General features: G+C 73.4%; 11 protein-coding genes. 5 read left to right on the forward strand and 6 right to left on the reverse strand.

Translation table 11 applies throughout. The features are described from left to right. The first annotated feature begins 176 nt into the window (after nt 1-176). The 5 genes from QQM72_RS06355 to QQM72_RS06375 all read left to right on the forward strand — a co-directional run bounded on the left by QQM72_RS06355 (nt 177) and on the right by QQM72_RS06375 (nt 7,011). A complete protein-coding gene (locus QQM72_RS06355; RefSeq protein WP_314219787.1) occupies nt 177-1,625 on the forward strand; it encodes an aldehyde dehydrogenase family protein in 1,449 nt (482 codons plus the stop codon). A gap of 37 nt (nt 1,626-1,662) precedes the next feature. After that, a complete protein-coding gene (lhgO, locus tag QQM72_RS06360) occupies nt 1,663-2,874 on the forward strand; it encodes an L-2-hydroxyglutarate oxidase (RefSeq protein ID WP_314219788.1) in 1,212 nt (403 codons plus the stop codon). Between the two features lie 448 nt (nt 2,875-3,322). Beyond that, on the forward strand, nt 3,323-4,183 hold the full coding sequence (locus QQM72_RS06365) for an amidohydrolase family protein (RefSeq protein ID WP_314219789.1): 861 nt from the start codon (nt 3,323-3,325) through the stop codon (nt 4,181-4,183). Between the two features lie 13 nt (nt 4,184-4,196). Further along, nucleotides 4,197-5,921 (forward strand): thiamine pyrophosphate-dependent enzyme, encoded by a 1,725-nt coding sequence (locus QQM72_RS06370; RefSeq protein WP_314219790.1) that lies wholly within the window; start codon nt 4,197-4,199, stop codon nt 5,919-5,921. Between the two features lie 19 nt (nt 5,922-5,940). Further along, entirely contained in the window at nt 5,941-7,011 is a 1,071-nt protein-coding gene (locus QQM72_RS06375; protein WP_314219791.1) for an Ldh family oxidoreductase, read from the forward strand. A gap of 161 nt (nt 7,012-7,172) precedes the next feature. On the opposite strand, the gene QQM72_RS06380 is transcribed toward QQM72_RS06375, so the two are convergent. The 6 genes from QQM72_RS06380 to QQM72_RS06405 form a co-directional block, all read right to left on the reverse strand. Beyond that, a complete protein-coding gene (locus QQM72_RS06380) occupies nt 7,173-8,126 on the reverse strand; it encodes an alpha/beta hydrolase fold domain-containing protein (protein ID WP_314219792.1) in 954 nt (317 codons plus the stop codon). A 100-nt stretch (nt 8,127-8,226) separates the two neighbouring features. Then, complete coding sequence (locus QQM72_RS06385) at nt 8,227-9,294, reverse strand: class I SAM-dependent methyltransferase (protein WP_314219793.1); 1,068 nt, start codon at nt 9,292-9,294, stop codon at nt 8,227-8,229. Next, the gene (locus QQM72_RS06390) at nt 9,291-10,466 is read right to left on the reverse strand and encodes a glycosyltransferase (RefSeq protein ID WP_314219794.1); all 1,176 of its coding nucleotides are present in this window, start codon (nt 10,464-10,466) and stop codon (nt 9,291-9,293) included. The genes QQM72_RS06385 and QQM72_RS06390 overlap by 4 nt, the downstream gene beginning before the upstream one ends. Beyond that, a complete protein-coding gene (locus QQM72_RS06395) occupies nt 10,463-11,278 on the reverse strand; it encodes an alpha/beta fold hydrolase (protein ID WP_314219795.1) in 816 nt (271 codons plus the stop codon). The genes QQM72_RS06390 and QQM72_RS06395 overlap by 4 nt, the downstream gene beginning before the upstream one ends. Nucleotides 11,279-11,281: 3 nt before the next feature. Beyond that, the gene (locus QQM72_RS06400; RefSeq protein ID WP_314219796.1) at nt 11,282-11,608 is read right to left on the reverse strand and encodes an acyl carrier protein; all 327 of its coding nucleotides are present in this window, start codon (nt 11,606-11,608) and stop codon (nt 11,282-11,284) included. Then, nucleotides 11,605-16,089, reverse strand: coding sequence for a beta-ketoacyl synthase N-terminal-like domain-containing protein (locus tag QQM72_RS06405; protein ID WP_399076407.1), 4,485 nt, complete (start codon nt 16,087-16,089; stop codon nt 11,605-11,607). Before QQM72_RS06405 ends, QQM72_RS06400 begins: the two co-directional genes overlap by 4 nt.

Here is a 16,089-nt window from a genome sequence, read left to right on the forward strand (position 1 = left end):
GGTGGGTCGGCGAAGACCGATGTCAGGCCTCCGGCCCGCCGATTCCAGCATGGATCAGACCCGCGCCCACCCGCGCGCGGCGCAATCAATGCCTGCTGCCGCAGAGCTGGCGGCACCGCCCTGACGTGGTGTGTCGTCACAGTCCGCACCCTGGCCGACAAAGGAAGTGACCCGAGATGCGTACCCTGGAAACCCTCGTGGGCGGGGAGTGGGTGGCGAGCGCCGAATGGATCGACGTCCTCGACCCCGCCGACGTCCGTACCCCCGTCGCCCGCGTTCCGGCCCTCACGGCCAAGGACGTCACCCGTGCCTTCGACCACGCCGAGCGCGGCTTCGCGCTCTGGAAGCGCACCAGTCCCTTCGAGCGGGCCAGGATCTTCACCGACGCGGCCCGGCTGATCCGCGAACGGGTCGAGGAGATCGCCGCGGACGTGACGGCGGAGAACGGCAAGACCCTGACCGAGGCGACCGGCGAGACCCTCAAGTCCGCCGACTTCCTGGAGTACTACGCCGGTCTCGCCCGCCAGGGCTACGGCACCCTCCTGCACGACGTACGGCCGAACCACCGCACCCACACCCAGCGCGAGCCGATCGGCGTGATCCTGGTGATCAGCCCCTGGAACGACCCGCTGATCACGCCCGCCCGCAAACTCGCCCCGCTGCTCGCGACCGGCAACGCGGCCGTGTTCAAGCCGGCCACCGAGACGCCGGTCTCCGGCCTGCACTTCGCCCGCGCCCTGCACGACGCCGGCCTTCCCGCGGGCGTGCTGAACGTGGTGACCGGCCGCACCGCCGAGATCGAGGAGGCCCTCCTCGACGACCCGCGGATCGTCGGCATCACCTTCACCGGCTCCAACGCCGTCGGAAACCGTATCCGTCGCCGCCTCGCCGACCGCAACGTGCGTTTCCAGGGCGAGTTGGGCGGCAAGAATGCCTCGGTGGTGCTGAAGGACGCCGATCTGCCCGCCGCCGCGAAGGCCGTCGTGGCGGCTTCGTTCGGGCAGGCGGGCCAGCGCTGCACCGCCACCAGCCGGGTCGTCGTCGAACGGCCGGTGTACGAGGAGTTCACCCGGCTGCTGGTCGCCGAGGTCGAGGAGCTGAAGGTCGGCCCGGGCAGCGACCCGGCGACCACCCTGTGCCCGCTGTCCAGCCCCAGGCAGCGCGACGGCGTCCTCGCCGACCTGGCCGGTGCGGTCGAGCAGGGCGCCACCGTCCTCACCGGCGGCCACGCGGACACCGGGGGCGAGCGGGCCCACGGCTGCTACGTGCAGCCGACCGTGCTCGGGGACGTCACCCCAAAGGCGGCGATCTGGCGCGAGGAGGTCTTCGGGCCGGTCCTCGTCCTGCGCGCGGTCGACGGCTTCGACGCGGCCGTCGAGGCGGTCAACGACTCCGGCTTCGGCCTCGCCGCCGCCGTCTTCACCCGCGACCTGTCCCGCGCCCACCGCTTCGCCGACGAGGCCGAGTGCGGACAGGTCGCGGTCAACTCCACCACCACCGGCTGGGACGTCCACCTGCCCTTCGGCGGGTTCCACGACTCGGGCACGGCCTACAAGGAGCAGGGAGAGGAAGTCCTGCGCTTCTCCACGCGGGTCAAGACGGTCGCCGTGCACTACGGCGGCTGACGATCATGTGCAGCGACTACAGAGAGAGGAGGTGCCGATGGCTGACGAGACGATCGGCATCGTCGGCGCCGGGATCGTGGGTCTGGCCACGGCCCGCGAGATCGCCCTGAGCAGGCCCGGCACCCGGGTGGTGGTCTTCGAGAAGGAGCGGGAGGTCGCGCTCCACCAGACCGGCCACAACTCGGGCGTCGTGCACGCCGGCATCTACTACACGCCCGGCAGCCTCAAGGCCGAGCTGACGGTACGGGGCGTGGCCCTGCTCCGCGCGTACTGCGAGGACCGGGAGCTGCCGTACCGCGAGATCGGCAAACTGGTCGTGGCGGTCCGCGAGGACGAGCTCGGCCGGATGAACGCCCTGTACGACCGGGCCAGGAACAACCATGTGCCTGAGCTGCGGAAGGTCTCCCGCGAGGAGATCCGCGAGATCGAGCCGAACGCCGGCGGTGTCGCGGCCCTGTACTCCCCGCGCACCGCGATCACCGACTACCCGGCGATCGCCCGTGCCTTCGCCGAGGACGTGGCCGGCTCCGGGGGAGAGGTGCGGACGGGCTTCCCGGTCACCTCCCTCACCGAGGTGCCCGGCGGCATCGAGGTGGCCTCCGGACCGCGGCGCGAGCGGGTGGACCGGCTGATCCTGTGCGCGGGCCTGCACTCCGACACCGTGGCCGGCCTCGCGCAGGACCGGCGGGAGCCGCGGATCGTCCCGTTCCGTGGCGAGTACATGTTGCTCAGGCCGGAGAAGACTGACCTGGTGCGGGGCCTGATCTACCCGGTGCCGGACCCCCGTTACCCGTTCCTCGGCGTCCACTTCACGCCGCGCGTCGACGGCTCGGTGGAGGTCGGCCCCAACGCGGTCCTGGCCCTGGCCAGGGAGGGGTACACCCGCACCCGGATCTCCCCGAGGGACCTGCTCGGCCTCGCCGCCTATCCCGGCGTCTGGAGGATGGCGGCCCAGCACTGGCGCACCGGCGTCAAGGAGTACCGCGGGTCGTTCTCGGCGGCGGCCTTCATGAAGGACGCCAAGCTGTACGTACCCGCGGTCGGCGTCCAGGACGTCGTACGCGGCGGCGCGGGGGTGCGCGCCCAGGCCCTGGACCGGGACGGCACCCTCGTGGACGACTTCCGTATCCATCGGGTGGGCCGGATCACCGCCGTCCGCAACGCGCCCTCGCCGGCCGCGACGGCCTCCATGGCGATCGCCGAGCACATCGTCGAAGCCGTTTTCGACCGCTCTTCCGGCAGCAGCTGAGAAACAGGCCGAGAGACAGGCCCAGAGACAGGCCGAGAGACAGGCCGAGAGACAGGCCGAGAGACAGGCCCAGAGACAGGCTCAGAGACAGGCCGAGAAGCACGCCGCCGCAGGCTGCTGAGAAGCAGGTCAAGAAACCGGTTGCGCAACAGGTCGCCGGTGCAGGCCGAGAAACAGTCCGGGAAACCGGTTGCGCAACAGGCCGCCGCAACAGGCGGAGAAACCGGTTGCGCAACCGGGCGAGAAGCCGGCTGTCCACCGGTTGCGCAACCGGCACGGAAACCGCTTTCGGCGACCGCTCGCGCAACCTGAAAGTGCCCCGCGAACAGCGCACTTTCACGCAACAACAGCTTGCGCTCCCAGGGGCTCCGCAAGGCCGTTGCGGCCCCCTAGCGTTCCCTCCGCAACGCCTCACCACGTGCCCTACCGAGAGAAGGAAGTGCGGGACATGTTCGTCGTCGACACGCAGATCCACATCTGGCTGGAAGAGACCCCGGACCGCCCCTGGGTCCCGGGCGCCCGGGAGCGGATCCGCCTCAACGGCCACCGCGAGGACCCCTTCTCCTACGAGGAGGCCCTCGAGCTGATGGACGAGGCCGGCGTGAACCGCGCGCTGATCCTGCCGCCGTCCTGGGAGGGCGACCGCATCGACTACGCCCTGGAAGCCTGTGAGGCGCACCCGGACCGGTTCGGCATCATGGCCCGCATCCCGCAGAACAAGCCCGAAGAGGGCAAGGCCATGCTGACGGACTTCGCGCAGAACCCGCACATCAAGGGCACACGACTGACCTTCCACCGGCCGCAGGACCGCAACTGGATGATCGACGGCACCAACGACTGGTACTGGCCCGTCGCCGCGGAGCTCGGCATCCCCACCATGGTGCACGCCCCGATCTGGAAGCGTGAGCTCGGCGAGATCGCCGCCAGGCACCCCGAGCTGAAGATCATCATCGACCACATGGGCATCATGGCCCGCTGCGTCGACGACGCGATCGGATACTGGGTCGCCGAGACCGCGGACCTCGCGGCCCACCCGAACATCTACGTCAAGGTGTCCGCGCTGCCCGGCTACTCGACGCAGCCGTTCCCGAACAACAACATCCAGAAGTACGTGCGCGAGATGGTCGACAAGATGGGCCCGCAGCGCTGCTTCTACGGCACCGACATCACCCGCCTGCTGGGCCACGGCATCACCTACACCGACACCATCGAGCAGTTCACCAAGCACTGGGACTTCACGCCCGAGGAGCTGGAGTGGATCATGGGCCGCGGTATCTCCGAGGTCCTGAACTGGCCGATCGAGGGCTGAGGAACCACGCGAGATGACCGACACCACCACCGCACCGGGCGCCGACGGCGGAGACGCGCTCGTCACCGCCTTCAACGCCGTCGGCGCCGACTACCTGTTCTGCTCGTCCGGGTCCGAGTGGGCCCCGGTATGGGAGTCCCTCGCCCGGCGCCACCGGGACGGACTGCCCTGCCCGCGGTACCTGGACCTGACCCACGAGACCGTCGCCGTGGGCATGGCCACCGGCTACGGCCTGGTCAGCCGCCGGCCGCAGGGCGTGCTGCTGCACGCGGCCCCCGGCCTGCTCCAGGGCTCGATGGCCGTCCACGGGGCGCTGCTCGCCGGCGTCCCGATGGTGGTCAGCTCCTCGGAGTCGACCACCTACGGTGACGGCCCCGGGCAGGACCCGGGCGGCCAGTGGTACCGGAACCTGTCCATCGTGGGCGGCCCGCACGGCGTCGCGACCCCGTTCACCAAGTGGTCCACCGAGGCCGCCAGCGTCCACACCCTGCCCACCATGGTCACGCGGGCGGCCGAGCTCGCCTGGCGGGCCCCGGCGGGCCCGGCCTACCTGAACGTCCCGCTGGAGATCCTGCTGGAGGACTGGGACGGCCGCGAGGCCAAGCCCCTCGTGCCGCCGGGCTCCACGCACAGCTCGCCCGAGGAGGTCGACCCGGTCGCCCAACTGCTCCGCGAGGCGAGGAACCCGGTCGTCGTCACCGAGACCGCCGGCCGTGAGGCGGGCGGCTTCGAGGCCCTCGTCGCCTTCGCCGAGGCCTGGAACATCCCGGTCGTCGAGCCGGACTCGGCGGTGTGCGGCAACTTCCCGCGCACCCATCCGCTGCACGCGGGCAGCGACATCGGCCCGTGGATGGACGAGGCGGACCTCATCCTCCTCGTCAACTGCCGGGCCCCGTTCTACCCGCCGTCGCGCCGTCCCTCCAAGGCACAGGTCGTCGTCATCGACGAGGTGCCGCAGCGTCCGCACGTCGTCTACCAAGTCCTTTTCGCCGACGCGTACTTGGAGGGAAACGTCGCCAACACGCTGCGCCAGCTCGCCAAGCGGGCGAAGGATCTCGACGAGGCCGCCGTCGCCGTACGGCGCACCGCCCAGGACGAGCGGCACGCCGCCGAGCGGGCCGCCGTCGCCGACGCCGAGACCAGGGCCGGGGCCGGGGCGCGGCAGCGGACCGAGGGCGTCGACCCGGTGCTGGTCGCCGCCACGCTGCGCGAGCTGCTCGACGGCGCGGACGCCATCGTCGTCGACGAGACCATCACGCACAGCCGCGTCGTCAAACGGCACCTGCGCACGGCCGAACCCGACTCGTACTTCTACGTGCAGGGCGGCCTCGGCCAGGGCATCGCGGTCGCGCTCGGCGTCAAACTCGCCTCCGGGGAAAGGCCGGTGGTCCTCACCATCGGCGACGGCGCCTTCACCTACAACCCGGTCGTCCCGTCGTACGACGCGAGCAAGACGTACGAACTACCTCTGCTGATCGTGGTGTTCAACAACCGCGTCTACAAGTCGATGAACCTCAACCACCGCAGGTTCTATCCCGACGGAGCGGCCGCCGAGACCGGCGAGTGGCTCGGCACCGACCTGCACCGCCTGCCCCGACTGGCCCGGTTCGCCGAGCCGTTCGGCATGCACACGGAGACCGTCGACACCTCACAGGCGCTCGGGCCCGCCCTCGAGCGCGCCCTCAAGGCCGTGGCGGAGGGCACCACCGCCGTCGTCGACGTCCTCGTCACCCGCTGAACCAGGAGGCACCGCCACCATGTCCACCCCACCCACGAAGATCCTGGTGTCCGCGCAGGACCTGCGCACCTTCTCCGCGGCCCTCCTCGAGAAGGGCGGTCTGAGCGCCGAACACGCCCGCACCACCGCCGACGTGTTCGTCTGGGCCGCGCTGCGCGGCGTCGACTCGCACGGCATCGCCCGGGTCCCCGCCTACCTGGACCTGCTGGAGAAGGGCGTCGCCAACGCCGACGCCCGGATCACGGTCGAGTCCACCACCGCGGCCGCGGCCGTCCTGGACGCCGACCGCGCCCCCGGCCCGGTGGCCCTCAGCGCGGCGGCCGACGAGGCCGTGACCAGGGCGCGGACGACCGGCATCGCCGCGGTGGGCGTACGCCGCACGGTGCACACCGGCGCGATCGGCTACTACGTGTCGAAGATCGCCGAGCAGGGCCTGGTCGGCATCGGCTTCGTCGCCGGGATGCCGAACATGGGCTACACCGGCGTCAGGGGAGCGGCGGTCGCCACCAGCCCGCTCGCGATCGCCGTCCCCACCGACTCCTCGTCGGCGCACGCGCCGCTGCTCCTGGACATGGCGACGGCCACCATCGCGCTCGGCAGGATCCGCCAGGCCAAGGCGTCCGGCGCCCCGCTGCCGGAAGGCGCGGCGGCCACCGAGGACGGCACCCCCACCACCGATCCGGAGAAGGCGGTCATGCCGCTCCCGCTCGGCGGGGCGAAGGGCTCCGGCATGTCCCTCGCCTTCGAGCTGCTGACCAGCGTGCTCGTGGGGGCGCCGATCTTCGCGTCGTTCCACTCGGACGACCCGGCCGGCCGCAAGCACCGCCAGAACGCCCTGCTCATCGCCGTCGACCCGGCCGCCTTCGGGGGCGCGGACGGCTTCACCGAGTCCGTGGACGCCACGCTGGACACGCTCAAGGCTCTGCCGGCCGCGGACGGCGCGCAGGGCGTGTTCTACCCGGGCGAGCGCAGTGCCGCCGTGGCCGCCGGCCGCGGGGAGAAGGGCGTCCCGGTGGCGCCCAAGGTGTGGCGCGACCTGACCGAGCGTGCCGAGAAGCTGGGCGTCGCCCTGCCGGAGGCCGCCGGCTAGGGGCCGGGGCCGCCCGAGGCGACGACGCGGCAGGGGCCGTTGGCCGGGCATGCCGGTGCGGCGGAGGACGCCTTCGGACCACCCGGGCGGCGTCCGGTGCGGCGGACGCGCCCTCCCGGCCCCTCCCGGCCCCTCCCGCCCTCCCCCGTCCCCTCGTGGCCTCAAGAGGCCGGTGAACCACCCGCGTCGGTCGCCTGTCGAAGATGACGGGCGATCAGTGCGTAGGTGGTCCGGGCCCGTTCGTCGTCCTTGGTGTCGTAGCCGTGGTCGGCCCCGGCGAGGTCATGGTGCTCGACGAGGGCACCGGCCGCGCGCAGCCGCTCCGCGTACCGCACCGCCTCGTTCCTGAGCAGGTCGTACTCGGCCGTGATGACCAGCGCCGGGGCGATGCCCGTCAGGTCGGCGGTGTCGGAGGCGTGGGCGGGCGAGACGAGCCGGTGGGCGCGCTCGCGCGGATCCGGCACGTACGAGGTGTCGAAGATCTCGGCCATCCAGGGCCGCAGCATGGGCTTGGCGACCGCCGCCTTCTTCTCCTTCGCGCTGGTCGCGAGGTCCAGCGGCGGGTAGTGCAGCACCTGGAGGGCGATCGCGGGTCCGCCCTGTTCCAGGGCCTGGCGGGCCACGGCCGCCGCGAGTCCGCCGCCCGCGCTCTGTCCGCCCACGGTGAGCCGCCCGCCGTCCCAGCCGTGCTCGGCGCCCTGCTCGGCGACCCAGCGCACCACCTCGAAGGCCTGCGTCGGCGGGGCCGGGAACGGGTGCTGCGGGGCGACGACGTACTTCACGTTGACCACGACCACCCCCGCTTCGGCGGCCAGCCACCGGCAGAGCCCGTCGTCGAGTTCCGGCATCGACACGACATAGCCGCCACCGTGGAAGTTGACGTGGACGGGCGCGGGCGTCGCCGTCCCGGCCGGGGGCGCGTACACCGTGACCTGCGCCGGGGCGACGGAGCTCGGCACCGTCAGCTCACGCACCGCGCGGGGGTGCTCCGGGAAACGGGCCTGCCCCACGGCGGTGGAGCCAGGCCCGCCGGAGCGGCGGCTCGCCAGCCCGGTGAGGCCCTGCAATGTCTTGGCGGCGAGGGCGGCCACCGCCGGTCTGGCCAGGAGGGACATGCGCGTTCCGTTCGTCGAGCCGTGCCGTCGATCATCAGGATTCCTGTTGAAGAGAACGGGGCGAAGCTAGCACGGCGGGACCCGCGAGCGCACCGGTCCGTCAGTCGCGCCGGGCCACGATCCGGTACGCGTTGGAGACGCCGAGCCGGTGCGAGACAGGACGCACCGCGAACCGGTCGAGCAGGGTGCCCACGATCAGCGCCGGGATCCCGGCGACCAGCAGCGCCCCGCGCAGCGTGCGGCGCAGCGCGCCCGGCGGCTCGGGCAGCCACGGCGCGTCGTCGCGCGGCGCCGCGTGGTCCAGCGCCAGCCATACGGCGGCCAGCAGGTCTACCGGGTCGTGCGGCTCGGTGTGCTGCTCCGCCACCACCGTGAAGCCCAGCCGCGTGAGCCGTTCCCGCAGATTGGCCACCGGCACGAAGTGCAGGTGCTGCGGCTGGAGCCAGGGCAGCCACCAGCGGCCCAGCAGCCGCGCGTAGCGGCTCTCGGGGTCCGGCACCTCGATGAGGAGATGGCCGCCGGGGCGCACCGTCTCGTGCGCGGCGCGCAGTTCGCGGTCGGGGTCGGTGCTGTGCTCCAGGTAGTGGAACATGCTCACCACGTCGTAACGGGCGGTGAGTTCGGGTGCCAGCTCGGGGAACGCGCCCCGGTAGCCGTGCTCCACCCGGCCCTCCCGCTCGGCGAGTTCGACGCCGTCGGTGAAGTCCAGCCCGTCGAACGTCGTCCCGGGCAGCACATCCCGGGCGGCCGCGCAGAAGTGACCGTGCCCGGTGCCGACGTCCAGCCACGTCTTCGGCGCGGGGTCGTGCGCCAGCATCGACCCGGCCCGCCCCCGGTACATCTTCGTCCGGCCCCCGAAGGTGTCCCCGAGCTTCTTCTCACCCAGCCCGTCGTAGAAGTCCCGGTAGTAGAACTCCAGTCCTTCGGGGCTCAGCCGCGGGTTCTGGAAGGTGTGCCCGCAGCCCTCGCAGCTATCCAGGACGAAGCGGCCCGGCTTGTGCTGGAGCAGGTCGGTGGTGCGCAGCCGCGTGGTCAGCGCCGCCGAACCGCACCACGGGCAGCTGGTGCGGCGGGGCTCGAAGAAGCGGTCCAGGCCGGCGGCGATGTCCGCCCGGTAGGCGGGACGTGCCTCGGCGATCCGCTCGGCGGGCTTGCTCTCTTCGCTCATCTGAACTCCCTCGCCAGGTCTTCGAGATGGGCCGCGGCCGCGGACGAACCGCCCGCGGCGCGGAACGCCGTTCGGATCCGGCCGGCGGCGGCGCGGTATCCGGGTTCGTCCAGCACGGAGTCGACCGCCGCGCCCAGCTGCCGCGCGGTGACCCGGCCGAACCGCACCCGCACCCCGGCTCCCGCGTCGGTGACCTGCCCGGCCACCACGGGCTGGTCGTCGCGGATCGGCGCCACGACCAGGGGGACCCCGTGCCACAGGGCCTCGCACACGCTGTTGTGCCCGGCATGGCAGACCACCGCGCCGACGCCCCTCTCCAGCCTTTCCAGCAGGGCGAGTTGAGGTATCGACGGCAGGATCAGCACGTCCTTGTCGTCACCCCGCGGCTCCAGCGTGCCGCCCGGGTCGACGATCACGCCCTGCACCCGGTCGGCCCGCTCCCGCAGCACCTCCCGGCAGACCTCGAGGAACCGGACCCCGACGTCGGTGTTCGCGGTGCCGAGCGTGACCAGCACGGTGGCGCGGCCGCCGTCGAGCCACTCCCAGGGAAATCCGGCGGCGGACGGCCGGGCCGTGACCGACGGGCCCACCCAGTGCACCTCCCCGCGCGCTTCGCCCGCCAACTCCGGTGTGCTGAAGGCCAGGACGAGATGCGGCGAGAAGCGGGGGTCGGCGTCGCCCGCCGGATCGCCGATCGCGGACCGCAGGGCGGCCAGCCGCCGGTCGAGCCACTCCCCGACCTTGGGCAGCCCGGCGAGGGGATCCGTGAACTCGGCCGAGGTGGTCGCCGAGGTCGCCCACGGCAGGCCCAGCCGCTCCGCGACCAGCGCGCCGGCGAAGGCCTGCTGGTCGGCGACGACGACGTCCGGCCGGAACGCCTCGGCGGCCGCCCGCACACCCGGCGCCATCGCCTCGGCGAGCGGCAGCAGGTACCACTCCCACAGGAACTTCAGCGCCTGCGGACCGCGCAGGTCGGCGGGCCGCTCTCCGGGCGGTGCCCCGCCGCAGGCGAACACCGCCCCGGCCCCGGGGCCCGCCAGCCGGCCGACCAGCTCCGGATCGGCGCAGACCCACGCCACCCGGTGGCCGCGTGCGGTGAGTTCGGCGGCGACGCCGACGGCCGGGTTGACGTGACCCACCAACGGCGGCACGACGAACAGGAACCGGCTCATCCCGTCGCCTCCGCCGCCACCCGCCCGGCCTCGTCGACGAGGGACAGGATGTGCCCGCCGACCGTCCCCGAGGCCTCCACGAGGACCGAGTGCTCATGCCCCGGGATCACCACGGTGCGGCAGTCCGGCAGCACCGCCCGCAGCCAGGGCGCCAGTTCGGCCAGATCGGAGTCGGCGCCGTACAGGCCGAGCACCGGGCAGCGCACCGCCGATATCTGATCAACCGTCAGTACCCGGCTGGCCGGGATGTCCCGTCCCAGGGAGGTCTCCCGGGCAAGCCGGGCCGCGCCCTTGGCCAGGCGGGCCGTGTTGTGGCCGCGGTTCGCGGTGATCCAGGCGATCGCGTCGGACTCGTGGTGGGCGAGCTGGTTCATGACCCGGTCCAGGATCCCGCCGAGCTTCACCGCCCAGGCGGCGGTGGCCGGTTCGGACTCGACGAGGCTGACGCTCGCCGCCCGCTCGGGGTGACGGGCCGCGTAGCCGAACGCGATCGTGCCGCCGTAGGAGTTGCCGACCAGGTGCACCGCAGCGGTCACCCCGAGCCGGTCGAGCAGCGCCTCCAGGTCGTCGATGTTGTCGTCCAGCGTGTAGCCCGCGGCGGGGCGCCCGCTGCGGCCGTGGCCCCGCAGGTCGTACATGACGACGTCGAGGCCGGTGGCCGCGAACGCCGGGGCGACGGTGAAGTAGTAGCTGGCCAGGCTGTCGGTCAGCAGGCCGTGCACCAGGACCACGGTGGCGGTGGCCGGCCGGCCCTGCCGGGGGCCGATCCGCTGTACGTGCAACCGGACGGAGCCGGTGTCGACCATCGCCATGGCTCAGCTCGCCTCCGCGGCCCTCAGACTCGTCACGACGTACTCGACGAGCCGTCCGACGGTCAGTTCGATGATCTCGTCGAACTCCATGCCGGCCAGGAACTCGGCGAAGTTGACCCGGTCGCCGTACCGCTCCTGGAGCAGGCCGGCCAGGGTGACGAGGTCGATGCTCTCCAGCTCCAGGTCCCGGTTGAAGGTGGTCTGCAGGTCGATCTCGATGTCGTCGAGGCCGTACTCGTCCTGCAGGAGTTGCGTGAGCATGCCGGTGAGATCGGCCAGGACGGACTTCTCGTCGGCGGTGACGGGGGTGCGGGGAGTGGGGGGTGTCATCGGGCGTCGTGCTCCTTCGCGGTCGGGTGTCCCGTCGTCCAGGCCACCACGTACGAACGGTCGGGCAGCCGGGGCGGGTTGGCGGCCGGTGCGCAGTGCACGGGATAGGCGCGTTCGAGGCGGCCCGCGACGGTCAGCCGGTCGCCGGCCGGTGTCGCGTCGAGCACCGTGAAGTCCCGCGGCCTGCCGTCGAATCCGGTGCCCTCCGCCTTGGCGACGGCCTCCTTCGCCGCCCAGAAGCGGGTGAACCACAGGGCCTCGGAGCCGCCGGAGCCGGCCGACAGGGCTCGCAGCAGCCGTAGTTCGTCCTCGCCGAGGGCGGCGGCGAGGGTCTGCGGGGTGCGGTCGGTGACCTCCTCGATGTCGATCCCCGGGCCGGGGCCCGGTGTGTGCGGCCGGACGATCGCGACGCCCGCCTCCGCGCAGTGGGCCAGCGAGACGTCCAGCGCGGGCAGGACGCGTCCGTGTACGCCGGTGACGTACGGCCGTCCGGATTCGTCGTTGCGCACCCGCAGCTCGGCCGGGAAGACCGGGCCCTCGCCCTGGTCCCACAGCCACTGCCGTACCGCGTCCTTCACGGCGATCCGGCCCAGCAGCCACTGCCGGCGCCCGCGCGGCGCGTGCTCCGCGTACTGCGAACGCTCCTCTCCGCCGAGGGAGTTGCGCATGATGAGCTCACGGGACGCCAGGTCCGGCCACCGCTCGTGCAGCAGCTGCCAGCCGCCCGGACGGGTCTCGGACAGTGTGTGGCGCTCCGGGAAGCGCTCGACGGGCCGGGTCTTCGGGTCGTTGTCGAACCGGCGGTCCTGCCAGCCGTACAACTCGGCCCACACCGTGCCCCCGACCGTCAGCTGGACGTCGGCCTCCAGGAAGGCGTCGGTGAGCGAGGTGATCCGCACCAGGCACCCCACCTCGGTACCCGGCGCCGGATGCGGGCCGTGGAAGCGCATCTCCCGCATCCCGACCGGGAACACGACGGTCCGCTCGGTGCGGGTCGCCATGATCCAGTAGCCGAGGAGCTGGCCGACGTTGTCCAGCAGCGCGCCGGGCGCGGACGGGGTGGTGATCACCCCGCGTACGTGGCGGTCGCCGATCGCGCCGAGTTCGGTGACGCCCTGGAACGCCGGGCCGTGGAACATCCAGCGCTCGTCGTAGAGCTGGGCGGCGGTGTGGTCCGGGGTGCGCTCGACGCCGGGGCCGGTGGGCCACGGGGCGGGCGGCGGTGGGTGGGCGGCGGCCAGTTCGACGGTGGCGCGGGCCCGGGGGCCGAAGGACACGGCCAGCCGGCCGGGGCCTTCGGGGGTCACGGTCACCGGCACGTCGACGGCCGGGGTGGCGGTGAGCCACTCCTCGAACCGCGCGCCGTGCACGGCGACCGGCACCGGGCCGGGGGCCGAGTCCCCGGCCGCGTCCGCCGCCGCGTCCACGATGTGCTGCACGATCGTCGTCGCCGGGACGACCGGCCACCGGTCGGCCACCTCGGGCCAGCCGGGCCGCTGCGGGAAGAAGCAGTGGTCCAGCAGGTAGGGCATGGCGCCGGGGGAGACGTGGACGACGGTGTGCCACGGGCCGGTCCGCCGCGCGGCCGCGGGAGCGCCGGCCCTCGCGGTCATGAGGGCGGCCGCCGTGTCCGCCGTCTCGTGGAGCAGGGCGGACAGTTCGGCGGCCATCGCCGAACCCCCGGCCAGGGCGTCCAGCGGCGACGGACCGACGGGGCCCGCCGCACGGACCGGGGCGCGCAGCTCGGCCCGCAGCGCGGTGAGCCGCTGCGGCGCGAGGGACACGAGGGCGCCGCCCAGATCCAGCCGCACCGGCGGCCGTGCCGCCCGCGCGGTCGCGCCGGGCGCCGGGGAGAGCGTGAGGGACGGGGCCGGCGAGGGCCCGAGGGAGGGCGCCACCGCCGCTCCCGCCGTCCACAGCGCGGTGGCCACCCGGCGGAGCTGGGCGAGGCCCGTACGGTGGGGGGAGTTGGCGGCGACGACCAGGTGGTCCCGGCCGCCCAGGGTGTCCCCGACGAGGGAGCCGAGCTGACCCGGGCCGACCTGGACGTACACCTGGTGTCCGGCCGCGTACAGCGCCTCGGTCAGCTGCCGGAAGCGGACGGGTTCCAGCAGATGGCGGACGAACAGGGACCGTATCCCCGCCTCGTCCTCGGGGAAGGGCGCGGCGGTCGTCCCCGACCAGAGGGGGGTGTGCGGCGGATACAGCCGGAACCGGTCGGCGGCCTCCTCGATCGGGCCGAGATGCGGTTCCAGCATCGGAGTGTGGAAGCCCGACCGGAACGGCAGCACCTGGCTGAGGACACCCTGGGCGCGGAAGGCCCGGACGAACTCCTCCACCGCCGCTTGCGGTCCGCACACCATCGACTGGCCGGGCGCGTTGTCGTGGGAGAGCACCAGGCCCGCCGTGGCCCGGCCGCCGTCCCGCAGGGCGGCCAGGACCCGCTCGGCGGACGCGCCGATCGCCCCGAAGGCCAGCCCCGGAACCGACACCGAGTCGGGGTCGAAGTCCGCCATGAACGCGTCGACCTCGTCCCCGGAGTACAGCCCGGCCGTCGCCATCGCCGTCCACTCGCCCACGCTGTGCCCGGCGACCGCGGCCGGCACGATCCCGCTGCGCCGCAGCGCGGCGTCGAGCAGCCGGCCGACGGCGACCACACCGAATCCGTGGCGGCCCACGTCACCGGTCCGGTCCCCGGCGACGGACAGGGCGGGCAGAGCGAAGTGGGCGGCCACGTCGTCGACCTGCGGAGTGAAGTCGCCCTCCAGACCGGGGAACAGGAACGCGGGCCCGCCCCGGTCGGCGCCCAGCAGGGGGCTCGGCCGGAACCAGACGTCACTGCGGCCGTGCCAGGCGCGCCGCTTGCCGACCGCGCGGCGGGCCAGGGCGAGCCGCTTCGCGGTCGGGTCGACGATGCCGAGGCGGGCCGGTCCCGCGTCCGGGTGCGGATGCGAGGGGGCGAGTCCGGCGGCCCGTACGGTGTGGTCGTCGGCGTCCAGGAGGGCGGCGAGACGCGCGGGGGAGCCGGCGGCGAGCAGCAGGACCTGCTCGGGTTCGGTGACCGCCAGGACCGGACGGGGCGGGGCGGTCGCGCGCGATCCGCCGGCCCCGGGTGCCTCCTCCAGCACCACGTGCGCGTTGATCCCGCCGAACCCGAACGCGTTGACCGCGGCCCGGCGCACGGGCTGCCGCTCCGTGGTCTCCCAGTCGGCCGCCTTCTCCAGGGTGCGGAACCGGGTGCGGGCCAGGGCGGGGTGCGGGTCGTCGCAGTGCAGCGTCGGGAGCAGCATGCCGTGATGCACGGCGAGTGCGGCCTTGACGAGGCCGGCCACCCCGGCGGCGGGCATGGTGTGCCCGATCATCGACTTGACCGAACCCAGCACCGCTTCACCGTCGCCGGGTCCGAACACCTCGCAGAGGGTTGTCAGTTCGGCCGTGTCGCCCGCCGGGGTCGCGGTGCCGTGCGCCTCCAGCAGACCGACCGAACCGGGCTCGGCCGGGTCGAGCCCGGCGGCCCGCCACGCCTGCCGGACGGCCAGCGCCTGACCGCCCGGATCGGGGTTGACCAGCCCCGCGGCCCGGCCGTCACTGGCCACCCCGGTGCCCCGGATCACCGCGTAGATCCGGTCGCCGTCGCGCTCGGCGTCGGCCAGCCGCTTGAGGACGACGACGCCCGTCCCCTCGCCGATCAGGAGGCCGTCGGCGTCCCGGTGGAAGGGGCGGCTGCGCTGGCTGGGGGAGAGGGCGCGGAGCTGGGAGAAGACGCTCCACAGCGTGATGTCGTGGCAGTGGTGGACGCCTCCCGCGAGCATCAGGTCGCAGCGCCCGGAGCCGAGTTCGGCCACCGCCTGGTCCACGGCGACCAGCGAGGACGCGCAGGCCGCGTCCACGGTGTACGCCGGACCGCGCAGGTCCAGCCGGTTGGCGATCCGGGAGGCGGCGAGATTGGGCACCAGACCGATCGCCGACTCGGGACTGTCCGGACCGAGCCGTTCGGTGAACGCCGCCCGTACGCGGCCGAGTTGGTCGGAGGTCAGGTCGGGCAGCAACTCGCCGAGCGTACGCACGAGTTGGCCGGCCGTCCGGACCCGTTGGTCGAGCCGGACCAGGCCGGGACCGAGGTAGCCGCCCCGGCCGAGGACGACGCCGACGCGCCCTCGGTCGGGGAGCCGCTCGGGGCCGCCCGCGTCGTCCAGGGCGGCCGAGGCCACATGCAGGGCGATCAGCTGGTCCGGCTCGGTCCCGGCCACCGAGTGGGGCATGATCCCGAACCGGGTCACCTCCACCTCCGCCAGCCCGTCCACGAACCCGCCCCGCCGCGCGTACACCCGGTCCGCGACGGCCGGTTCGGAGGCGCTTCCGGGACGGTAGAACTCGGCGTCCCACCGCCCCTCGGGCACCTCGCCGATCGCGTCCACGCCGTCCCGCAGGTTCCGCCAGTACGCGTCCAGGTCGGCGGCGCCCGGCAGCAGGACCGCCAT

Origin of the sequence: Streptomyces zaehneri (genome assembly GCF_032248645.1) — a bacterium.
Taxonomy (GTDB): domain Bacteria; phylum Actinomycetota; class Actinomycetes; order Streptomycetales; family Streptomycetaceae; genus Streptomyces; species Streptomyces coriariae.